The organism is Novosphingobium subterraneum (assembly GCF_000807925.1).
Classification (GTDB): Bacteria; Pseudomonadota; Alphaproteobacteria; order Sphingomonadales; family Sphingomonadaceae; genus Novosphingobium; species Novosphingobium subterraneum.
Genome location: NZ_JRVC01000008.1, coordinates 110,200 through 132,724 on the forward strand (window position 1 = coordinate 110,200; position 22,525 = coordinate 132,724).

General features: G+C 62.1%; 19 protein-coding genes. 12 read left to right on the top strand and 7 right to left on the bottom strand.

Features of this window, described 5'->3' with window-relative positions; all coding sequences use genetic code 11:
- Positions 1-324: 324 nt before the first annotated feature.
- The 3 genes from NJ75_RS09855 to NJ75_RS09865 all read left to right on the top strand — a co-directional run bounded on the left by NJ75_RS09855 (position 325) and on the right by NJ75_RS09865 (position 3,545).
- Positions 325-525 (top strand): hypothetical protein, encoded by a 201-nt coding sequence (locus NJ75_RS09855; RefSeq protein WP_039333932.1) that lies wholly within the window; start codon positions 325-327, stop codon positions 523-525.
- A 321-nt stretch (positions 526-846) separates the two neighbouring features.
- The gene (locus tag NJ75_RS09860; RefSeq protein WP_039334070.1) at positions 847-1,032 is read left to right on the top strand and encodes a YezD family protein; all 186 of its coding nucleotides are present in this window, start codon (positions 847-849) and stop codon (positions 1,030-1,032) included.
- Positions 1,033-1,127: 95 nt separating this feature from the next.
- The gene (locus tag NJ75_RS09865; RefSeq protein ID WP_039333934.1) at positions 1,128-3,545 is read left to right on the top strand and encodes a TonB-dependent receptor; all 2,418 of its coding nucleotides are present in this window, start codon (positions 1,128-1,130) and stop codon (positions 3,543-3,545) included.
- 72 nt (positions 3,546-3,617) lie between these two features.
- Here NJ75_RS09865 and NJ75_RS09870 read toward each other — a convergent pair whose 3' ends face one another.
- Positions 3,618-4,451, bottom strand: a complete 834-nt coding sequence (locus tag NJ75_RS09870; protein WP_039334072.1) for a TIGR00266 family protein — start codon at positions 4,449-4,451, stop codon at positions 3,618-3,620.
- Between the two features lie 120 nt (positions 4,452-4,571).
- On the opposite strand from NJ75_RS09870, the gene NJ75_RS09875 reads away from it, so the two are divergent.
- Positions 4,572-5,840, top strand: a complete 1,269-nt coding sequence (locus tag NJ75_RS09875) for a YceI family protein (RefSeq protein WP_039333936.1) — start codon at positions 4,572-4,574, stop codon at positions 5,838-5,840.
- Here NJ75_RS09875 and NJ75_RS09880 read toward each other — a convergent pair.
- The 5 genes from NJ75_RS09880 to NJ75_RS09900 form a co-directional block, all read right to left on the bottom strand.
- Positions 5,821-6,531, bottom strand: a complete 711-nt coding sequence (locus NJ75_RS09880; RefSeq protein ID WP_082013343.1) for a TetR/AcrR family transcriptional regulator — start codon at positions 6,529-6,531, stop codon at positions 5,821-5,823. The two genes, NJ75_RS09875 and NJ75_RS09880, sit on opposite strands and share 20 nt — an antisense overlap.
- Entirely contained in the window at positions 6,479-6,670 is a 192-nt protein-coding gene (locus NJ75_RS24725; protein ID WP_156451853.1) for a hypothetical protein, read from the bottom strand. Before NJ75_RS24725 ends, NJ75_RS09880 begins: the two co-directional genes overlap by 53 nt.
- 84 nt (positions 6,671-6,754) lie before the next feature.
- The gene (locus NJ75_RS09890) at positions 6,755-8,212 is read right to left on the bottom strand and encodes an efflux transporter outer membrane subunit (RefSeq protein ID WP_039333940.1); all 1,458 of its coding nucleotides are present in this window, start codon (positions 8,210-8,212) and stop codon (positions 6,755-6,757) included.
- On the bottom strand, positions 8,212-9,783 hold the full coding sequence (locus NJ75_RS09895) for a DHA2 family efflux MFS transporter permease subunit (RefSeq protein WP_039333948.1): 1,572 nt from the start codon (positions 9,781-9,783) through the stop codon (positions 8,212-8,214). The genes NJ75_RS09890 and NJ75_RS09895 overlap by 1 nt, the downstream gene beginning before the upstream one ends.
- Before the next feature lie 14 nt (positions 9,784-9,797).
- Entirely contained in the window at positions 9,798-10,940 is a 1,143-nt protein-coding gene (locus NJ75_RS09900) for an HlyD family secretion protein (protein ID WP_039333950.1), read from the bottom strand.
- A gap of 342 nt (positions 10,941-11,282) precedes the next feature.
- Between NJ75_RS09900 and ahpC the strand changes: the two genes are divergently transcribed.
- From ahpC to NJ75_RS09920, 4 genes are all read left to right on the top strand, one after another.
- Positions 11,283-11,846 carry an alkyl hydroperoxide reductase subunit C gene (gene ahpC / locus NJ75_RS09905; protein WP_039333951.1) on the top strand — a complete coding sequence of 188 codons (564 nt, stop codon included), beginning with the start codon at positions 11,283-11,285 and terminating at the stop codon, positions 11,844-11,846.
- Positions 11,847-12,020: 174 nt separating this feature from the next.
- Positions 12,021-13,580, top strand: coding sequence for an alkyl hydroperoxide reductase subunit F (gene ahpF / locus NJ75_RS09910; RefSeq protein ID WP_039334081.1), 1,560 nt, complete (start codon positions 12,021-12,023; stop codon positions 13,578-13,580).
- 170 nt (positions 13,581-13,750) lie between these two features.
- On the top strand, positions 13,751-15,682 hold the full coding sequence (locus tag NJ75_RS09915; protein ID WP_039333952.1) for a glycoside hydrolase family 3 protein: 1,932 nt from the start codon (positions 13,751-13,753) through the stop codon (positions 15,680-15,682).
- Positions 15,683-15,756: 74 nt separating this feature from the next.
- A complete protein-coding gene (locus tag NJ75_RS09920) occupies positions 15,757-17,223 on the top strand; it encodes a helicase HerA domain-containing protein (RefSeq protein ID WP_039333955.1) in 1,467 nt (488 codons plus the stop codon).
- A 17-nt stretch (positions 17,224-17,240) separates the two neighbouring features.
- On the opposite strand, the gene NJ75_RS09925 is transcribed toward NJ75_RS09920, so the two are convergent.
- Complete coding sequence (locus NJ75_RS09925; RefSeq protein ID WP_156135757.1) at positions 17,241-17,750, bottom strand: DUF3237 domain-containing protein; 510 nt, start codon at positions 17,748-17,750, stop codon at positions 17,241-17,243.
- 247 nt (positions 17,751-17,997) lie between these two features.
- Here NJ75_RS09925 and NJ75_RS23745 point away from each other — a divergent pair, with 247 nt between their 5' ends.
- From NJ75_RS23745 to rhaI, 4 genes are all read left to right on the top strand, one after another.
- The gene (locus tag NJ75_RS23745) at positions 17,998-18,477 is read left to right on the top strand and encodes a MarR family winged helix-turn-helix transcriptional regulator (RefSeq protein ID WP_062780402.1); all 480 of its coding nucleotides are present in this window, start codon (positions 17,998-18,000) and stop codon (positions 18,475-18,477) included.
- Positions 18,478-18,540: 63 nt separating this feature from the next.
- The gene (locus NJ75_RS09935; protein ID WP_039334083.1) at positions 18,541-18,918 is read left to right on the top strand and encodes a c-type cytochrome; all 378 of its coding nucleotides are present in this window, start codon (positions 18,541-18,543) and stop codon (positions 18,916-18,918) included.
- A 154-nt stretch (positions 18,919-19,072) separates the two neighbouring features.
- Positions 19,073-21,181 (top strand): bifunctional rhamnulose-1-phosphate aldolase/short-chain dehydrogenase, encoded by a 2,109-nt coding sequence (locus tag NJ75_RS09940; RefSeq protein ID WP_039334084.1) that lies wholly within the window; start codon positions 19,073-19,075, stop codon positions 21,179-21,181.
- A gap of 22 nt (positions 21,182-21,203) precedes the next feature.
- Complete coding sequence (gene rhaI / locus NJ75_RS09945) at positions 21,204-22,496, top strand: L-rhamnose catabolism isomerase (protein ID WP_039333959.1); 1,293 nt, start codon at positions 21,204-21,206, stop codon at positions 22,494-22,496.
- Positions 22,497-22,525 lie beyond the last annotated feature (29 nt).

Consider the following 22,525-nt stretch of genomic DNA (forward strand, 5'->3'; position numbering starts at 1 on the left):
CCCGCTGCTGATTCGGCGGCCGAAGCATACTGGAAAGCAGGTGCAAAAGCGCGGAGGCGCCGGGCCTGTCGATACTGCCAAAGCGGAGGCGATTGATTCTGGCGGCGGCAGGTCGCAGGCATGCTGCAGCGCAAAGGAGGGGGCTGACTAACTGTCAGAGAGGTAAGTAAATCTCCGTGGCAACGTCCTCCATCTGTTTCCACCTCGGTTTCCGGTTGTTCATTTCCGGTGCAATCTTCCCTTTCTGGCTGCAAATTCGCGGTTAGGAGTTGGCATGCAACAGGGTCCGTCCGGTTGTGCGGGGCAACAGGAACAGTCTACGCCATGCAGGTAGCAGCCAAGCCACTAGTCGAAGTTTTCGAAGCCCTGTCGACTGCGCTCGACGAACTCGACACGCACGGTGAGGCTATGGCCGCCCTCCATCTTGCCATGGCAGTGGAATGCCTCGCTCACAGGCTAGAGGACGACGAACCGCACGCTCCGCGGAGGGCGCCGCCGATACTGCGTCTGATCAAGAACGACTGAGCCGCCGGGGCGGGGTGTCGAAAGCTCCAGCAGGGCTGCCGCGCGAACTGTCGCGCGCTGACGCCCGTTCGTCGCATGAGCATTGTCTATCTCTTCGATAGAGTTAATCGAACTGGACGGCGCCAAGTGCGCGACAGCCTATCGCATCGGCAAAAGGAAAGCTTTGAGCCGTAACAGACGAAGTTTAATGTCTACTAAAAAACTTGAGTATAGAAGCTGAGCAACGGCGACGATTCGCCGGAAACCGCGCAGGAAAGGGGCAAGGCAATCATGCGAACACAATCGACGGGCACCCTTCGCGCCAACAGGATCGAACGGGAGATGACCGAACCCACCAAACCAGGAGCTGGCAACCAGGGTGAGTCCGAACGCCATCTCGAAGAAAGCATTGCAAGCGTGCGCGAAGCCCTGACCGGGCTGCGCTACGGGGCCGTGCAACTGACCGTCCATGAAGGGCGTGTCGTCCAGATTGACGTGACCGAGAAGCGACGGCTCAAGCCGAACTGATCGTTCCACGCAGCCAATACCAATAAACAAGCAGAACTACCGCACCGCTGACCGGACCACCGGAAGCATCGTTCGGGAACACATGAGGTCCTACGATGAATTTCCGCGTCCTTCTTGCGGGTGGCGTTGCGCCGCTCGCCCTGGCTTCGCATGGCGTCTACGCTGCCGAAGCGCCTGCCACCACCACCAACGCCGCAGTGCCCGCACCCGAGGACGCCCAGACGACTTCCGTCGGAACGGGGGCCAGTGACAGCGGCGAGATTGTCGTTACCGCGCGTCGGCGCCAGGAAACAGCGCAGGATGTGCCGCTGGCAATTTCTGTCGTCGGGGGCGAGCATATCGACAATACCGGCGCCTTCAACGTCGGCCGTTTGCAGCAGTTGACGCCAACGCTGCAGTTCTACTCATCGAACCCGCGCAACACAGCGGTGAACATCCGTGGCCTTGGCGCGCCGTTCGGCTTGACCAACGACGGCATCGAGCAAGGCGTCGGCATCTATATCGACGACGTCTACAACGCGCGCGTCGCCTCGGCGACGTTCGACTTCCTGGACGTGAAGCAGATTGAGGTCCTGCGCGGGCCACAGGGCACGCTCTACGGCAAGAACACTACAGCCGGCGCGATCAACATCACCACCAACCAGCCGACCTTCGACTTTGAAGGCAAGGCGGAAGTAAGTTTCGGCAACCTGAATTTCGTGCAGGCGAAGGCTGCGGTGTCTGGGCCGATCACGGATACTCTGGCAGCGCGCTTGGCGGTGTCCTCAACCAACCGCAGAGGTACGATCTACAATGTGACGTCGAATCAGTGGATTCAGGGGCAGGACAACCTCGGCCTGCGGGGCCAACTGCTGTTCAAGCCGAGCGACGCGCTGAGCATCACGCTCGCCGGTGACTATAACGAACAGGACGCCGCCTGCTGCGGTTCGGTCTATGTCCGGACCGGAACCACGCAGCGCGCTGCCGATCGTCAGTTTGCAGCGCTTGCCGCGGCACAAGGCTATACCGTGCCGAGCACCAATCCGTATGACAGGCTGACCGACCTCGACGCCACCCTTCAGGCGGGCAACAAGATCGGTGGCGTCTCGCTCAAGGCCAAGTGGGACATCGGGCCGGGTACGCTGACCTCGGTCACTGCCTGGCGCTTCTGGGACTGGCAGCCTCAGAACGACCGTGACTTTACCGGTCTGCCGATCGTCACAAAGTCGCAGAACCCGTCGCAACAGGATCAATACACGCAGGAGCTGCGCTACAACTACAGCGGCGATCGCCTTGATTTTGTGCTGGGAGCCTTTGGGTTCTACCAGCGTATCGACACGCAGGGCACCGAGCAGCATGGCAGCGCGTCGACCAAATGGAACCTTGCGCCAAGCAATGCCCTCTATAACTCCAACGTGCTGAACGGGCTGACGGCGCTCAACACGCAGTATCTCAAGAATGCCAGCGTGGCGGTTTACGGGCAGGCGAGCTGGAAAGTGACGCCGGAACTGACCCTGCAGCCGGGCGTGCGCGTGAACTATGACAAGAAGGACGGCTTCTACCAGCGGCGCGTCTTCACGGCCTCGGGCAGCGAAATCCTGATCGACGGAACGACCAGCCCGGTGAAGACGGCGCAACTCGGCATCTTCACGCCGCAGACCATCTCCCCCAAGTTCAGCGACTGGAACTTCAGCTACGATTTTACCGCCAGCTACAAGGTCGCACCCGGCATCCTGTTCTATGCTACGTACGCCAAGACCTTCAAGTCAGGCGGCATCAACCAGAACGGGGTGCCCACGGATGCCGCGAACAACCCGATCCTCGGGGCGGCTACTGTCAAGCCGGAATCGGTGCAGCACTACGAAGCAGGCCTCAAGACCGAGTTCTGGGACCGGCGGGCCATCCTCAATCTGTCGGCCTACCGCACGGACATCAAGGACTATCAGGCCAACGTGAACAACGGCCAGTTCGGCGTTCTGCGCGGCTATCTCGCCAACGCCGGAGCGGTTCGCTCACAGGGAGTCGAGGCCGATTTCTCGGTCCGGCCGAGCGAGCGCTTCAATGTCTATGTGAACGGAGCCTACACCGACGCCACTTACCGCAAGTTCGTCGACGCTCCGTGCCCGCCGGAGCTTTCGGGCGGAGCCAGTAGCCCCGCCAACTGCGACATTTCGGGCCAGCGCCTGCCTGGTGTATCGAAGTGGTCACTGTCCTTCGGGCTTGAAGCCAATGCTCCAGTCACGTTTCTCGAGCAGGAGGGGCAGGTCTACTTCGGCTATGACGGCAGCTATCGCTCGAACTTCTCGTCGAACCCGACGCCCTCGATCTACACTTGGGTTGATGGTTATTCGCTGTCGAACTTCCGCGTTGGCTTCCGCACTGACGACGGGTTCGACATTTATGGCTGGGTGCGCAATGCATTCGACCAGAATTACATCGACCAGCTCTTCGTCGGCCCAGGCAATACCGGCCTGATCGCGGGACTCCCGGGCGATCCGCGCACTTGGGGCGTAACTTTGCGCAAGAGCTTCTGAGGCCGAACCACCCCGCAGCGCATGCGGTACTCAAGGGCCGGTGGAGCATTCCACCGGCCTCTTTTCGGATCGTCAGTTGTTGCCGCCGATGAAATCGCCCAGTTCGCCCAGAATCGAACCTTCGCCCCGGTTCTGTCCACCACGCGAACCGGCTGCGGCGAGCATCCGGCCGGCCAGGCGGGAGAAGGGCAGGGACTGGATCCAGACCTTGCCGGGACCGCGAAGGCGGGCGAAGAACAGGCCTTCTCCGCCGAACAGGACAGATTTCACGCCGCCTGCGGTAACGAGGTCGAAATCGATGCCAGGCGTGTAGGCGGCAAGGCAGCCGGTATCGACGTGGAGTTCCTCGCCGGGGCGCAGTTCCTTCTCCACCAGCGTGCCGCCCATCTGCACGAAGACCCAGCCATCCCCGTCGAGCTTCTGCATGATGAAGCCCTCGCCCCCGAACAGGCCGGTCATCACGCGGCGCTGGAAGGCAACGCCGATGGAGACGCCGCGCGCGGCGGCGAGGAAGCTGTCCTTCTGACAGATCAGCGTGCCGCCCACTTCCGACAGCTTGATCGGAAGGATCGCGCCAGGAGTGGGCGAGGCGAAGGCCACGCGCGCCTTGCCCGAACCATTGTGCGTAAAAACGGTGGTGAACAGGCTTTCGCCGGTCACGAGCCTCTTGCCCGCACCGAGCAGCTTGCCCATGAAGCCGCCCTGCTGATCGGCACTGCCATCGCCGAATACGGTGGTCATCCCGACTGAGCCGTCCTTCCAGACGAGGGCACCAGCTTCGGCGACCGCGCTTTCGCCGGGATCGAGCTCGATCTCGAGAAACTGGAGTTCCTGCCCCTTGATCTCGAAATCGATGTCGTCAGCAATGCTTGCGCTACGGTGATGGGCCCACGGACTGTTGGACATTGAGGTCTCCCAAGGATTGATGTGCATAGATGTAGCAATCCACTACGCCGATACGAGAGGGCATATCATGTCTTCGTCGGCGCTGTTATGACGCTTGTCGGATCGAGGGGTATTTTGACAATGACGACGCTGCGGCCCGAACGGTATTCTGCGCTTGCCATCATCCTGCACTGGGCGATCGCCTTGTTGCTGCTGTTCCAGATCGGGCTGGGCTGGGCGCTGGAAGACCTTCCCAAGGGCGCGGTGCAGTTTTCGGGCTACCAGTTCCACAAGTCGGTGGGCATCGCGATCCTGCTGCTGAGCCTTGCGCGGCTGGTGGTGCGACTGTTCAAGGCGCGTCCTGCACCCGTGCAGGATGGCAAGGCGCAGATGTTGCTCGCTTCTGCTGTGCACGTCCTGCTGTATGCGGTGATGATCCTCGGGCCACTGACCGGGTGGATCATTGTTTCGACGGCCAAGGTGCGGTTGCAGACGATGTTGTTCGGCAAGGTGCCATGGCCTGACCTGCCGGTTGGCCAGGCCTTCCATGAGCCTGCCGAAGTTCTGCACGGAGCCTTGGGAACCGTCGGCATGGCACTGATCGTGCTGCACGTCGCTGGCGCCTTGTATCACCACTTCAAGCGCGAGGACGTGATTGGCCGGATGCTGCCTGCGGCGATCCGCTCGCACGGCGCGATAGGTATTGCCGGATTTGCAGCAATTGCTCTTGGGGCCGGGGCGCTGATCTGCGGCCTGTTCCTTTCGTTTTCCGGGAACAAGAGTCCGGGTGCTAAGCCGCCAGGCGAAGTGGCTTCTGGAAGTGCTGCCGATGTGCCGATCGAAGAGCCCTCAGCATCCGCGAGTTCCGAACCCGCCGTTGCCGAGAGCGCGGCAGCAACAGCTGCCAAGGCGAGCCCGTGGAAACTGGAGAAGGGCGGACGCTTGGGCTTTGCGGCAGAATACAGCGGAGAGGCCATCAATGGATCGTTCTCGCGCTGGGATGCGACGATCGTCTTCGATCCCGAAGACCTGCCGGGCTCATCCATCCGTGCGACAATCGATCTCGCCTCGGTCGACAGCGGCGACAGCCAGCGCGATGATATGCTGCGCAGTGACAGCTTCTTCGCTGTCGGCGCACATCCCAAGGCGCAGTTCGTCTCGACCAGCATTAAGGAGGCGGGCCAAGGCCGCTACGTCGCCAATGGAACGCTTTCGCTGCATGGACAGCGCAAGCCGATGGCGTTGCGGTTTGCCCTCAAGATCAGCGGCGACAAGGCAACCGCCACCGGCAATGCAACCCTGCAGCGGCTATCCTTCGGAGTCGGTGAAGCAGAATGGTCCGCGACCGATCAACTGAAGGATGCAGTCGGCGTCAACTTCAATATCAAGGCTACGCGGCAGGCCCCTTGATCGCGCCAGTGTGGCGCAGGCCGCCAAAGAAAAATTCGGAATAGGCTCGAGCCCACTTCTCGTTGGCACTGTCGTCGATTTCCTTGATCGAGCCTGTGAAGCGCGCGTGGCCTAGCAGGCCTTCCAACCAGAAACCCGCAGCCAGTGCAGGATCGACCAGTTCGAGGTTCTGCACTCGTGCGGCTTCGCGGATTTCCTCCGAGATACTGACAAGGGCATCGGCGTACATCGCCTGGCGGTAGTTCACTTCGTCAGTCCCGAATTCCTGGTCGCACCAGTCGACCAGCCGCTCCATCATCCGGCCTTCGGCCGAATGAAGCACCCGTATCACGGCGGCGGCGCGGATGCAGAACGCTTCGACGATGGGCAGGCCGACGCCGAGCTTCATGATCTCGAGCCGACGCTCGATAGTCTTGTGAGCCAGGAGCGCTTCGAGAAATTCGCGTTTGCCGGCAAAGCGCGTGTAGATCGTTGCCTTGCCAATGTGCGCATGGCGCGCGACGCGATCAAAGGTGAAGGCTTCGAAGCCGTGGTCCCGCAGGACTTCCCAACCGGCTTCAAGGATTCGCGCAGGGAGACGTTGCGCTTCCTCCAGCGAAGGACGGCCGCGCTTGGTGGCCGTCTTACTGCCTGAAAGATCAGTGGACGGTGATTTGCTGCTCGGCGATTGCGGCGAGGGCGGCAGTGTCATGCGGCTGATCCCGGTCGCACAGCCGGTCGGCCAGAGCTTCGGCGATCCGGTTGTGAACCGGGCAGGACATTTCGAGTCCTTCGCGATAGGCCTGCCAGAAGCGGAGGCCCGCATCGGTAATCCAGCGCATCTTTCCCACTTTCTCGCCTTTGCGGCGTTTCTGGTGGATAGAGTGCCTCAGGCATGGCTGGAGTCAATATACTATAAAATGGGCGAATTCGTTTCATTTATTGGCCCCTGACGCCGCTGCATCGGCGGTCCAGCCAAGGCCAAGTGCCTTTTCTACCGCAATAAACCCTGTCGTAAGCTCTGCTCGAGCGGCCGCGGTTGCCATCGCCAACTGCAGCGCTTGCCGCTCTGCATCAAGACGGTCGGGCTTGCCGATGGTCCCTGCCTGCACGCGTTGCTGCTGCAGATCGACGTTCTTGCGAGCCCGCCCTTCCGCATCAAGCGCCTTGCCGAAAGCGACGCGCTGCGCGCCAAAGCGCGCGAGCGAGCCTTCGGCATCCTGTAGCGCGGTCAGCACTGTCCTACGGTAATTCGCTTCGGCTTCGGCATAGGCACCCTTGGCGGCTTCGACCTGGCGGTCAGCGCGCCCGCCATCGAAAAGGTTCCACTTGATCTGCGGCAGGGCAATGCCGACGATGTTCGCAGGGTCGAAGATGTCGCCGATGTTTTGGCCGCCAAGACCCAGCAGCCCGAGGAATGATATTTTGGGGAACTTGTCGGCAATCTTCACACCGACATCGGCATTGGCCGCAGCGAGTTGGCGCTCTGCCATGCGAATGTCGGGGCGGCTGCGCAACAGGCTGGCCGGGTCGCCGATGGATACTTCGGCAGGCGGCAGGGGCACCGGTGCCGGAGTTTGCAGAAGAGCGTCGAGTGCTCCAGGCTCCTTGCCTGTCAGCACTGCAATCTGGTCCATCAGCACGGCGATTTCGGCGCGAGACTTGGCAACGTCCGCCTCGCTGGCGAACGCCTGAGCCTCGGCTGCGTTGACGGGCTGTTGCGGGATCGTCCCGGCGGCGTAGCGCTGTTGCGCCAGCGCGACCAGTTCCCGATCGATGCCCACCTGCCGATCTTGGAGCGCCAACATCGCCTGCCGCGCGCGCAGGCCGACATAGGCACGGGCGATTTCGGCGGATAGTGTCACCCGCGCGTCTGCCGAGGCTGCCTCTGCGGCCTCTGCGCGCGCCAGCGCGGCTTCCACCTTTCGGCGCGTGCCGCCGAAGAGATCAATTTCCCATGAGGCATCGAAGCCGAGGTTGTAGGCGTTGATCTCGTCCCTCCCGCCACCGTTTCCGGCAATGTTGCCCGGAACGTTGAGGTACGGGGCGGCAAACGATGTGTTCACCGTCGGCAGTGCGGCAGTTCGGTTGGCAGCAAGAGCCGCGCGTGATTGGGCGATGCGGGCATTGGCCACGGCGATTCCCGGACTGTCTTCAAGAGCGGAGACGACCAGCTGGTTCAGGACCGGATCGCCCAGGCTCTCCCACCACCTTGATGAAGGCGTTGTCTGTTGCATGGCCTCTCCGGCGCGGACGAACTTGCCGCGCGAAGCGGCGACGGGGGCGGCTTCGGGAGCGCCATTGTAGTTCGGGCCGACAGTCGTGCAGCCTGCCAGTAACGCGGCGAGGATCGTGGCGCTGCCGATGCGGCGAAGGGATAGCGAGGCAGTCATCAGTGCGCAGCCTTTGCGTGATAGCCCTTGGGAAGCGGGCGCAGAAGAAGAACGAGCGGGGACACGAGCAGAATACCCAGCGTCAGCGCCATGAAATCATCGTTGAAGGCCATGACGAGTGCATCGCGCAGGATCATCCCGTCGAGCGAACGGAGTGCGGCCGCCATTCCATCGGGGCCGCCGCCGTAGGTCATCGCCTGCTGGCCGACCCAGTCCTGAACGTTGAGGTCGTTCGCGCCGAGCGCACTGTGCAGGGTCCAGCGATGGAACTCCCAGCGCTGATCTTGCAGCGTGGCGAGAAGGGCAAGGCCGACCGAACCACCGAGGTTGCGCGCTGCATTGAACAGGCCCGCTGCGTCACCGGCGTCCTCGCGGGAAACGGAACTGATTGCCGCCTGGTTCAAAAACATCATGCAGAACACGGTGCCAAGGCCACGCATCAACTGCGTCTCGACGAAATCGCCGCCGCGCGATTGCGCAGTGAGCGTGACGTCGAGGTAGCAGGACATCGCCAGCAGAGCGATCCCGGTGCCGACGATCACGCGCAGATCGACGCGCGAAATCAGGATCGGAAACAGCGGCATCATCATCATTGCGGGAATGCCGGATATGAAAACGATGCGCCCTGCCTGCATGGCGTTGTAGTCGGCAATCGCCGCCAGGAACTGCGGGATGACGTAAGCAGTGCCAAACATCACGGCGCCGAGCACGAAAGCCAGCACGAACACCGCCGCGAAGGATCTGTTGCGAAGCAGGGCTAGCTTGATTACCGGGCGCGTTGCCTTGAACTGGCCAATGGCGATGAAGATGAAGCCCAGCAGCGTGACTGCGCTGAGTTTCCAGATCAGGGCGGATTCGAACCACTGCTCGCGATGGCCTTCCTCGAGCACTACGGTGATGCCGCCCAGGCCAAGGATCAAGCCGATCACGCCGAACCAGTCAGCGTTCACCAGCTCGCCCAACTGCATCTTCCCCTTGGGCAGACCAACCAGCAACAGCGTGATCAGGATCAGGCTGATCGGCACGTTGACGAAGAAGGCATAGTGCCAGCTGAACGTCTCTGTCAGCCAGCCGCCTACCAAGGGGCCCAGGACCGGGCCCATGATAACGGTCAGGCCGAACAGGGCCGTTCCCACCGGCTGCTGGTTGGGCGGCAGGCGGGTGGCAATGATGGTCAAGGCCGTCGGGATCATCGCACCGGCGGTGAAGCCCTGGCCGACACGACCGAGGATCATCATTGTCAGCGAAGAGGACAGCCCGCACATCACCGAAAAGCCGGTGAACAGGATCGCCGCGATCAGCAGGAAGCGGCGCAGGCCGAACACACGTTCGAGCCAGCCCGTAAGCGGAATGATGATGATTTCGGCGACGAGATAGGCGGTGGCGATCCAGGTGCCTTCGCTCGACGAAGCGCCGATCTCACCTTGGATCGTCGGCAACGATGCGTTGACGATGGAAATGTCGAGCGTCGCCATCAGCGAGCCGATGGCGCCCGCAGCCACCGCCAGCCAGGCGGTGATGTCGGCCTTTTCGCCGCTTGCGGCGGCCGGCGGCATTGCCGCCTCATCCATGGCTGCCGACTGGCTCACTTCGACGCAACCCGATCCTGCTCGTTACGGATCGTCTCAATTGCCGACTTTGCCGAACGCGTGTCGACTTCGACCGAGAGCGAAAGGCCGGGAACCAGCACCTTGCGTGATTCCGGCCCGGCATTGATGCGGATGCGGACTGGGACTCGCTGGACGATCTTGGTGAAGTTGCCGGTCGCATTCTGTGGCGGGATCAGCGAGAAATTGGCGCCGGTGCCCGGCGTGATGCTTTCCACCGTGCCGTGGAAGTCGACGTCGGGCAGCGCGTCGACGTGGACAGTTACCGGCTGCCCCGGACGCATGAGGCCAATCTGCGTTTCCTTGAAATTGGCTTCGACGTAGATCGCTTCGGTCGGCACGATCGTCATCAGTCGCTGGCCGGGCTGCACGAACTGGCCGACGCGCACGGTGGAGTTGCCGATCTTGCCCCCGATCGGGGCCGCAATGCGGGTCGTCTCCAGATCCGTGCTGGCAGCCTCGCGCTGGGCTTGTGCTGCCTTGATTTGCGCCGCGCTCTGGCCGGCCTGGGCACGCGCGCTTGTCACGCGATCGCTTGCGGCCGACAGCCCGGCCTGTTTCGCAGCAACGTCTGCCGCAGCCTTGTCGCGGTTGGCGACGAGCTGGTCGAACGCCTGCTTCGGTTCGGCACCGCTAGCCACCAGGGGACGCATCCGGGCCACTTCGCCGTTCAGGTAAGCGAGTTCGCGCTGGGACGCCTGCAGCGCTGCGCGGGCCTGACCCACTGCGGACTGTGCTTCCTGAATGGCTGCAACGGCGGCCGTCTCCGTGGCCCGGGCGACGTCGACCTGTGCGCTGCTCTGCGCGAGGCGGGTGTTGTAATCGGTCGGATCGATCTGGACCAGCAGAGTACCCTGATCGACCGCCTGATTGTCGCTCACTGCAACACGGCGCACGTAACCGCCAAGCTTGGAACTGATGGTGACGCCGTCTGCTTTCACATAGGCGTCTTCCGTATCCTGCATGAACTTGCCGACAGTCTCGTATTCATACAACGCATAGGCACCGTATAAGGCACCGGCTGCCAGAGCGCCGAGCGCGATACGACCGATCAGCTTCTTGCGGCCCTCGCCGGTATGATGGGAATCAGCTGCAGGTGTCGTGTCGGTCGAGGCGGCCATTTTTGATCCATTCGGCAGTAATTGAACGAAATCGTTCCGTTGCGAAATGCCACTTGGTTCAGGCGCGAAAGGATTTCAAGTGCTGAAATTGCGGCAGGCAGTGCAAAAAGTGCACGCGCACGGCGCAACGCTCTCGCCATTGCGGCGTTCCTGGGATTCATCAGGACCTGCACTTTAGGTCACGGCTTCATAGACATCCGGAAAGTGCAATATAATTTCCGCTATTGATCGATCCAATCAATCAAACAAGGCGAATTTGCTCATTGGAAATTCGACTGCTCATGCCCTACCTCACCATTCGTATCCCGGTTCACCAATCCACAACGAGAAGGATTTGAGTCTATGTCGATCGTCGGAAGCAAGCTGAAGCCATTCCAGGCAACCGCTTTCCACCAGGGCAAGTTCGTCGACGTCAGCGATGCGGACGTACTCGGCAAGTGGGGCGTGTTCTTCTTCTACCCGGCCGACTTCACTTTCGTCTGCCCAACCGAACTGGAAGACCTTGCCGACATCTATGGCGAACTCCAGGGCCTCGGCGTCGAAGTCTACTCGGTTTCGACCGATACGCACTTCAGCCACAAGGCATGGCATGAAACCTCGCCGGCTGTCGGCAAGATCAACTACTACATGCTCGGCGACCAGAACCACACGATCTCGAACAACTTCGGCATCTTGCGCGAAGGCGTCGGCCTTGCTGACCGTGGCACTTTCGTGACCGATCCGGACGGCACCATCCAGCTGGTCGAGATCACCCCCGAGGGCGTGGGCCGCAACGCTGCGGAACTGCTGCGCAAGATCAAGGCTGCCAAGTACTGGCGCGAAAATCCCGGCCAGGTCTGCCCGGCCAAGTGGGAAGAAGGCGCCGAAACGCTGGCTCCGTCGATCGACCTCGTCGGCAAGATCTGATTGTTCTGGCAGGGCGCTCACCGCGTGGGGTTGAACGTCCTGCCATAGCCACCGGACGGGCCGTGCCGCTTGTGGGCGGCCCGCCGGCTCCACGATCTCGATCAAATTCGAACTGATCCCCCGTGCGCCGACCATTCGGTGACGCGCGGTCTGTAATGTCCAAAGGAAATGACCATGCCCGTTCTTGACGCCGCCACCACTGCCCAGCTCAAGTCCTATCTCGGCAACCTGCGCCGTCCGATCGAGCTGGTTGCAACTCTGGACGATAGCGCCAAGTCCGCCGAGATGCGGTCGCTTGTCGAGGAAATTGCTGCGCAGTCGGACAAGGTCAGCGCCCGCTTCGACGGAACGGACGAGCGGGCGCCCAGCTTCGCCATCCGGTCAGACGAGGGCAGGGCGGAAGCCGTGTTCGCCGGTCTGCCGATGGGGCATGAGTTCACCTCTCTGATCCTAGCGCTGCTCCACGTTGGCGGGCACCCGCCGAAGGAAGACGCCGAGCTTCTCGACCAGGTGCGCGACCTTGACGGTCCGCTACACTTCGAGACGTTCTTCTCGCTGACCTGCCAGAACTGCCCCGACGTGGTGCAGGCGCTCAACATCATGGCAGCGCTCAACCCTAACGTGACTCACGTCGCCATCGACGGCGCGCTGTTCAAGGAAGAGGTCGAGCGGCGCCAGATCATGGCCGTGCCGACCGTGTTCCTAAACGGACAGCCCTTCGGCTCGGGCCGCATGGACCTGGCGCAGATCGTCGCCAAGCTGGATACCAATGCTTCTGCCCGCGCCGCCGAAAAGATTGCCGCCAAGGAGCCGTTCGACGTGCTCGTCGTCGGCGGTGGTCCTGCCGGTGCAGCTGCTGCGATCTATGCCGCACGCAAGGGCATCCGGACCGGCGTGGTGGCAGAGCGTTTCGGCGGGCAGGTGCTCGACACCATGGGGATCGAGAACTTCATCTCGGTCCAGCACACCGAAGGGCCGAAGCTTGCCGCCCAGCTGGAAAGCCACGTCAAGGAATACGAGGTCGACGTGATGAACCTGCAGAAGGCGACGGCGCTGTTGCCCGGCAGCGAAGGCGCATTGCATGAGGTCCAGCTCGAGAATGGCGCAAGCCTCAAGGCGAAGACGCTGATCCTCTCGACCGGCGCGCGTTGGCGGCAGATGGGTGTTCCCGGCGAGGACGAGTACCGCAACAAGGGTGTGGCCTATTGCCCGCACTGCGATGGTCCGCTGTTCAAGGGCAAGCGCACGGCAGTGATCGGCGGCGGCAACTCCGGCGTCGAAGCGGCGATCGACCTTGCCGGCATCGTTGCGCATGTGACGCTTATCGAGTTCGACAGCCAGCTTCGAGCTGACGCGGTGCTGCAGGCCAAGCTGCGTTCGCTGCCCAACGTCACGATTGTGACCTCGGCTCTGACCACCGAGGTACTGGGCGACGGTGCAAAGGTAACCGGACTGGTCTACCAGGACCGTACGAGCGAGGAACTGCATACGATCGAGCTTGAAGGCATCTTCGTGCAGATCGGTCTTGTGCCTAATACGGAATGGATCAAGGGCGCGATCGATCTTTCGGCTCGAGGCGAAATCGAGGTCGATGCCCGTGGTGCAACCAGCGTTCCGGGCATCTTTGCGGCGGGTGACGCCACCACTGTGCCCTACAAGCAGATCATCATCGCCATGGGCGAAGGTTCCAAAGCTGCGCTTTCTGCCTTCGACTACCTGATCCGACAGGGCTAAGAATAACACTCGGTTTCCGAAGGGCTTTCCCCTTTTAGCCCGACGGGTCGCAGAGGCGGCGGCGCGAGCATTGCGTCGCCGCTTTTTCTGTCTTGAGGCGTTGCCCGATCCGCATCCTTTGACTAACGTCCCCATGTCCTGCGCTGTCAATTCGCAGGCGGGAGAGATTCATGTCGCGTTCGTTGACGTCGCTTCTTGCGGGTTCCGTAATCTTGCCGGCCCTCGGGGCGGCCATGCTTGTCCACCAGCCAGCCAGCGCAGGCGGAACTTATCGCGATCTCAATCACAACGGTCGACAGGACATCTACGAGAACCCGGCAGCCCCGACGGCTCGTCGCGTAGAGGATCTGCTGCGGCAGATGACGCTTGAGGAGAAGGTCGCGCTCATGCTCCATGGCACGCTGGCGGCTGAGAAAGGGTCGGCCATCGGGGTAGGGGCGTCCTACGACAAATCGGCAGCGCAGGCGCAACTCGCTCGGGGCGTGAACAGTGCGATCACCCGCCTATCGCCCGATGCCAGGACTTTTGCGGAAGAGAACAATGCCATCCAGCGATTGGCAGAAGCCACGCGCCTCGGCATCCCTGTCACGATCAGCACGGATCCGCGCAACCACTTCCAGGTGACAGTAGGCGTCAGTTCGGCATCCGGTGGCTTCTCGCAATGGCCCGAGACGCTGGGAATGGCGGCAATCGGGGACGAGAAGCTGATCGAGCGATTTGGCCGGCTCGTCGCCGCCGAATACCGGGCAGTCGGCATCCATATGGCTCTGAGCCCGCAGGCCGATCTTTACACCGAGCCACGCTGGCCTCGCGGCGTGGCGACCTTTGGTTCGGACGCTGCGACGGTGTCCCGGCTTGCAGGGGCTTATGTGCGCGGTTTTCAGGGCAGCCCTACGGGTCTCGTCCGTTCTGGCGTCGCCACCGTGGTCAAGCACTGGGTCGGTTATGGCGCCGAGCCGGAAGGCTTCGACGGGCACAACTACTACGGCCGCATCGCCCGCCTAGATAACGAGAGCTTTGCCCAGCACGTGGCAGCATTTGAAGGCGCGCTTTCCGCGAACTCCGCAGGCGTGATGCCGACCTACGTTGTCGCCAATGGCGTCAGTATAGAAGGCAAGCCCCTGCCACAGGTCGGCGCGGGTTTCAGCAAGCCGCTGATCGACGGCCTGCTGCGCAAGACCAAGAAGTTCGGTGGCATCGTGATTTCCGACTGGGCGATCACCAACACCTGCCTCGAACCGTGCAAGGCGCCCACGGCGGAAAAGCCGCAGGGCTATAACATCGCGATGCCTTGGGGCGTTGAGGATCTTTCCGAGGAAGACCGCTATGCGATGGGCGCCAATGCCGGGATCGACCAGTTCGGCGGCGTCGATGATCCAGCGCCGCTGCTTGCTGCAGTCAAGCACGGCAAGGTCAGCCTCGCCCGGGTCGACGAAGCGGCGCGGCGCGTGCTCAAGCTCAAGTTCGACCTCGGCCTGTTTGACAATCCCTATGTAGATGTGGCCCAAGCCGGGAAGGTGATTGGCGATCCGGCAACCCAGGCCGAAGCCGACAAGGCGCAGCGCGCCGCGCAGGTCCTGCTTGAGAACAGGAATGCACTGCTCCCCTTGGCGCCGGGCCGGAAGGTCTGGCTGTCAGGGGTGGGTACTGAAGCGGCGCGCGCCGGAGGGCTGACGGTTGTGGATACGCTGGATCAGGCCGATGTCGCTCTGGTGCGTGTCGCCACGCCGTTCGAGGTGCTTCACCCCCACCACTTCTTCGGCTCGCGTCAGCACGAGGGCAGGCTCGATTTCCGTGCTGACGACGAAGCAACGAAGGTGGTTGCGATGGCGTCTGCCAAAGTGCCCACGATCGTGGCGGTGGACCTTGATCGTCCTGCCGTTCTGACCGCATTCCAGGCCAAGGCCGCAGCACTCTACGGTCTGTTCGGAGCCAGCGATGCTGTGCTCGTCGATCTCGTGACCGGCAAGGCAAAGTCGCAGGGGCGTCTGCCGTTCGAACTGCCCTCATCGGCAAAGGCGGTCGAAGAGCAGCATCCCGGGCGGCCCGATGATAGTACCGCGCCGCTGTACAAGCGCGGTGATGGCATCATCCTGCCGTAAAAGGCGTTGAAGGCGGGGGAAATCACAAGGCCACGGCCTTGCCGACTCTCCCCGCCTTCGCCAGAGCGACAGGCGTGAGCGCATCAATCGTCATCGGCGCCGACCGGTCCGGCGCGTCTGTCAGGATCGACGTCGAGGAACTTCTTGCAACCCGCCTGCTCGTGCAGGGCAACAGCGGGTCGGGCAAGTCGCATCTGCTGCGCCGCTTGCTGGAAGAGAGCGCGAGCATCGTGCAGCAGGTGGTAATCGACCCGGAGGGTGATTTCGTCACGCTGGCCGAACCGTTCGGCCACGTCGTCGTTGATGGTGCGGCCTACGATGGCCCGGAAATTGCCAAGCTTGCAGCGCGCATTCGCAAGCACCGGGCTTCGGTGATCCTCGCCCTCGATGGACTCGAGCTCGAAGCGCAGATGCGGTGCGCGGCGGTTTTCCTGAACACTCTGTTCGATGCTCCGCGCGACGAGTGGTACCCGGCACTGGTGGTGGTCGACGAGGCGCAGATGTTTGCACCGGCCGCTGCCGGGGATGTGACCGACGAAGTGCGCCGCCTCAGCCTTTCGGCAATGACCAACCTGATGTGTCGCGGGCGCAAGCGCGGACTCGCGGGGGTTATCGCCACCCAGCGCCTCGCTAAACTGGCCAAAAATGTCGCGGCCGAAGCATCGAACTTCCTGATGGGCCGCACTTTCCTGGATATCGACATGGCGCGTGCGGCCGACCTGCTCGGCATGGAGCGGCGCGAGGCCGAGAAGATCCGCGATCTGGAACGGGGACATTTCCTTGGTCTTGGGCCAGCCATTGCCCGCCGTCCGGTCAGCGTCCGCATTGCCGATGTTCAGACTCGCGCGCGCAACGTGGTGCAGGGCCTGATGCCGCTGCCCAATGCGGCCGGTGCTGAGATGGAATCGATCTTGCTGTCCGAACCTCTGGCGATGGAAGCGCCGCCCCGTACGCCCGAACCGGAAGCGCCAGCGCCTGAGAGCGGCGAACTGCTCGAGCAGATCGCAGGCTTTGTGCCCGCTTCAGAGCAAGTTGAGCCGCCCGCGGCGCCAAGCCTGTTCGAGGCGGAGGAAACTGCCGCGAGTATCGCCTCGATCCTTGCCGAGATGGCGGCCGAACCAGATTGCACGTTCCAGCCGGCGTCGCAGCTCTATCAGGACTTCACCGTCCGCTGCCGCATGTTGCGGATATTGCCAGGCATGGACCTCGGCGTGTTCCGGCGCCGGTTCGCGATGGCGGTTGCAGGGATCCATGACGACAAGGCGGCGCAGTGGCAGGATCTGCTCCGGATAGGCAAGGATGTGCCCGATGACTTGCTGGCCCCCTTCCTGACATTGGCCCGTGCAGCGATGGAGGGGGCGCCTTGCCCCGATGATGAAAGACTCGCTGAAATCTACGGAACACGCTCTTCCGGGCGCATACGGCGCCTGTTGGAGCATCTTGAAAAGGGCAATCTGATCGTCGTCCGGACCGATTACGGGGGCAGGCGCTCGGTCGGCATCCCCGCATTGGGAATGACCACGGCGCCGGTCGAAGCCTGAGGCGCTGCCGTCTTTCGCTATTCCACCGTGTAAAAGTCGATCACAACGCCATCAGGCTTGCGAATGCCGCGAGCGACGAACACCTTGCGTCGCATCCATTCGTGCGGACCTGAGCGCACGGAGAAGCGCGGCGTTGTGCGGAAATAGTAGGCGGAAGGATCGACCTTTTCTCCGTTGGCGAGCTTTTCGATAATCTCCGGCGCTGCCGTACGGACTCCCGGATTGGTCACTTCGATTACCGTTCCGTCCGTAGCCTTCAGAAAATAGCGCGCCTCTATCGAAGTGAGACCGCCAGGGAGGATTTCCTGCCAATCTCCACCGCCAGGCAGTACCTGCCCGGCAAGCGCCGGCCCACTCACCGTGCCGCCGGTTATCGGGATGAAGCGCTTGCGCCCGGTATCGATTTCACCTTGCTCAACCGGAGGAGCGAGGGAGGCCTGAACAGTGAACGCGTACGCGAGAGTCGGGGCAGGGGCGCTGGGCCCCGCATCGGCGTAAGCGGCCGGATTCGCAAAGAGTGCAGCCATGCTTGCGAGAAAGGTTTTTCGGGACACCACCATCGCTCCAGTCATGTGCAATCGCCGTAATTGTTGTTGGTCGCATTTTATGCGATTGTCATCCTCCAATTGGGCGCCATGCCGCAATGTGCATTGCACAAAAGGCATTGCAGAATTTGTTTGTGTTACTAATGGAAGGAGCCGGACGCAGCGCGATCTCTGCCTGCAATTCGGCCCTTTACAGGGGCTTTGTGCGCCAGCGTTGGAAGGAATATCCGTGGCTACGGCAGTGATCAACCGACAATCCGTCGTACCTGAACTGGATCTCGACGATCTCGACTCCGTTCTCGGTCTGCACATCGGCACCGTAAACACGCTATTCGTCACGCGGCTGGAAAAGCGGCTGGACACGATGAGCGTGACGCCGAAGCAGGTGGCCATCCTTTGGCTGGTCAATGCCAATCCCGGTTTGAAGCAGACCGATCTTTCAAAGTTCTTCCAGATCGAACGCCCCACCGTGCATCAGTTCGTGCGCCAGTTGATCAAGAACGGCTTTGTGGTGAACGAGCCTTCGAAGCTGGACAGAAGAGCCGGAGGCCTGTGGTTGACCGATGAAGGTCGCGAGGTGCTTGCCCGTTCGCGTCTGGCCATTGCCGAGCACGAGATGGAACTGACCTCGAAGCTCACAGCGCGTGAAAAGTCCGAGCTTTTCCGGATATTGATGAAGCTGTATCTGACGGCGCCGGCCAAGGATTGATCGTTCAGCAGCGGGACATGCCTTGGCAGGCATGATGCCGTGATGACCAAAGGATTCCGCTTCATGAAGCCAATCGCACTAATCGCCGCCGCTTCGTTCGCCATTGCCGGCAGCGCGTTGGCACAGCAGGCATCTGGGGATCCGGCCAGGGGCAAGACCGTGTACGCCCGTTGCGCCGCATGTCATGACCTGAACACCGGTGCGACGCGTCTTGGACCGTCGCTCAAGGGCGTGGTGGGTCGCACGTCTGGCACCATGCCGAACTTCAATTATTCGCAGGCCCTCAAGGACAAGGCCGTCGTCTGGAATGCGCAGTCGCTGGACGCGTTTCTGGCTGGTCCGGCGAAGTTCGCACCGGGCAACCGAATGGCCTTTCCTCCGCTGGCAAATGCGCAGGACCGCGCCGATCTCATCGAATTCCTGGAGCAGTCAGCGCGCTGATTGCAACTTAACCGCAAAGAGCCTCGCACTCATCGGTGCGGGGCTTTTTTGTGCCCAGCATTAAAACAATCATAAATGATCATTCTTGATCGTTTTTGCGCAAAGTGCTACTGAGTCGCCGACCGCGAGATCGCGCAACAGTCTGCAGGATGCCATGAACGCCCACACCCAGATTACCGCCGCCCTTCCATTCGCCGTGCCTGCCAGCCGTTGGGACGATGCGGTCGCTTCGAAGCTCAGCCCTGCCGAACTGCTGCTCTATCGCTCGAACCTGCTCGGCAGCGACCTGACGGTGACGAACTTCGGCGGCGGGAATACCTCGGCCAAGCTCGAGGAGGTCGATCCGCTTACGGGCGAGAAGGTTGAAGTTTTGTGGGTCAAGGGTTCGGGCGGCGATATCGGGTCGATGAAGCTCGATGGCTTTGCCACGCTCTATCAGGCCAAGCTGCTGGGGCTGGAGGCGCACTATTCTGGTCCTGACGATGACGACAAGATGGTCGGCTTCCTGCCGCACTACACCTTCAATCTGAACGGCCGCGCGGCCAGCATCGACACGCCGTTGCATTCGTTGCTGCCGTTTGCCCACGTCGATCACGTCCACCCGGACGCGATCATTGCCTTGGCCGCTTCTTCGGGCGGCGAAGCAGCTACACAGGAAATCTGGGGCGGCAAGATCGGCTGGCTGCCGTGGAAGCGGCCCGGTTATACCCTGGGCGTGATGCTGCGCGATTACGTGAAGGCCAATCCGCATGTCGAAGGCGTGATGCTGGCAGGCCACGGGATCATCTGCTGGGCCGATAGCGCGAAGGCCTGCTACGAGCATACCGTGCGACTGATTGCAGACGCTGCGAACTATCTGAACGCCAAGCTTGGCAGCGCACCTGCTTTCGGCGGCCAGAAGGTTGCGCCGAACCCGGATCGCGCTGCCATTGCCGCCGACCTCATGCCCCGCCTGCGCGGCTTCATGACCGGTGCGCGCCAGAAGCTCGGCCACTTTTCGGACGACGCCGAGGCGCTGGAGTTCACAGGCTCGGTCGACTTCGAGCGCCTCGCCGCGCTTGGCACGTCGTGCCCCGACCACTTCCTGCGCACCAAGATCGCACCGCTCACGCTCGATCCGGCGCGCCTGCAGGACGATGCCTATCTGGCGCAGAAGATCACCGACTATCGCGAGATGTATGCGGCGTATTATGAGCGCTGCAAGCGGTCCAACTCGCCTGCGATGCGTGATTCCAACCCGGTTGTCGTGCTCGTGCCCGGCGTCGGCCGCATCACCTTTGCCACCGACAAGACGACTGCCCGCCTCGCGGGTGAATTCTATGGCAATGCCATCAACGTGATGCGCGGCGCCGAGGCGATCGGCGACTACATCGCGCTCGATGAGCAGGAAGCCTTCGATATCGAGTACTGGCTTCTCGAGGAAGCCAAGCTGCAGCGCATGCCGGCGCCCAAGCCTCTGGTCGGCAAGATCGCGCTGGTCACCGGCGGGGCAGGGGGCATCGGCGCCGCCTCTGCCGCTCGCTTGCTGCGCGAAGGTGCCTGCGTGGTGCTGGCGGATCGCGCGGCCGATGCGGTGGAGGAAGTGCGCGCCGGTTTTGCCAGGCAGTTCGGCAAGGACGTCGTACGAGCGGCGGTATGTGACGTGACCGATGAAGCGCAGGTCAAAGCTGCAATCGATGTGGCGGCGCGCGAGTTCGGTGGTCTCGACATTCTCGTCGCCAATGCCGGCATCGCCTCGTCCGCACCGATCGAGGAAACCACTATCGAGTTGTGGAACCGCAACTACGATGTGCTGGCGCAGGGCTACTTCCTTACCGCCAAGGCGGCCTGGCCGCTGATGAAGCGGATGAAGGAGCAGGGCGGTGCGTCGGTCGTCTTCATCGGTTCGAAGAACGGCGTTGCTGCGGCGACAAATGCCAGCGCCTATGCCTCGGCCAAGGCCGCCGCGAACCACCTCGCGCGCTGCCTTGCGCTGGAAGGTGCGCCTCACGGCATTCGCGTCAACACCGTGAACCCGGACGCTGTGATCAAGGGCAGCAAGATCTGGGACGGCGACTGGCGCAAGGAGCGCGCAGGGGCCCACGGCATCGACAGCGGCAAGGAACTGGAAGAACACTACCGCCAGCGCTCGATGCTAAAGCGCGACGTGCTGCCTGAAGACATTGCCGAAGCGGTCTATTTCCTCGGTTCGGACATGAGCGCAAAGTCCACCGGCAACATGATCAATGTCGACGCGGGCAACGCGCAGGCCTTCACGCGCTAAGTCTCCGGGAGAGGATGAAGAGATGACCGAACTGCCCATCTCGGCGGACCTGATCGCCGAACGCAATGCCCTTCACGCCGAGGCGCTGGAGGAGGATTACGCAGCACTTGGCCGGAAGCTTTCCCGTACCGGGATCGACATCGATGCAATCAAGGACCGCGTGGCGGGCTTCTCGGTCGCCGTGCCGTCATGGGGTGCTGGCCGAGGCGGCACGCGCTTTGCCAAGTTCCCGATCGCCGGTGAACCGACCAACATTCACGAGAAGCTGGAAGACTGCGCGGTCATCCAGCAGCTCAGCCGCGTCACCCCTCGCGTGTCCCCGCACTTTCCATGGGACAAGGTCAGCGATTTCACGGCGCTCCGTGAAGAAGCAGCGGCTCTTGGCCTTGGCTGGGATGCGGTGAATTCCAACACCTTTCAGGATCAGGTGGGGCAGGCGCACACTTACGCCAACGGCTCGCTCTCCGCGCAGGATGCTGCCACGCGCCAGCAGGCGGTGGATCACAATATCGAGTGCATCGAGATCGGGCGCCAGCTCGGCTCTACCGACCTGACGGTGTGGGTAGGTGACGGCACCAACTTCCCCGGTCAGCAGGATCTTGGCCGCAGCCTCGACCGCTATCTGGAAGCCGCCTCGAAGATCTATGCGGCGCTTCCCGATGACTGGCGGATGCTGCTCGAGCACAAGATGTTCGAGCCGGCATTCTATTCGACCGTGATCAGCGACTGGGGTTCCTCGATCCTTGCCGCGCAGGAACTGGGCCCGAAGGCAAAGTGCCTTGTCGACCTCGGCCATCATGCGCCGAACGTGAACATCGAACAGATCGTTGCCCGTCTGCACCGCTTCGGCAAACTCGGCGGATTTCACTTCAATGACAGCAAGTATGGCGACGACGACCTCGACAGCGGCTCGATCAACCCGCACCAGCTGTTTCTGGTCTTCAACGAACTGGTTGAGGCTGAACTGAACCCGCGTGACGGCTTCAACCCCAGCTACATGATCGACCAGTCGCACAATGTGACCGATCCGATTGAATCGATGCTGTCGAGCGCGGAAACCATCACCCAGTGCTTCGCAAAGGCGCAGCTGGTGGATCGCGCCGCCCTCCACGCAGCACAGGAAGCCAACGACACGATGATGGCGTTTCAGGCCCTTCGCCGCGCCTACAATGTCGACGTTGCGCCGATCCTGGCAAAGGCGCGGATGGAAGCCGGTGGCGCCATCGATGTGCTCGAAGCCTATCGCCTCAGCCAGTACCGTGGCCGCAAGGCGCAGGAGCGCAAGGCCGTGGGGCTGGGCGCCGGCATCGTCTGATTTGCTATTCCATAAAAAGAACAGGTCTG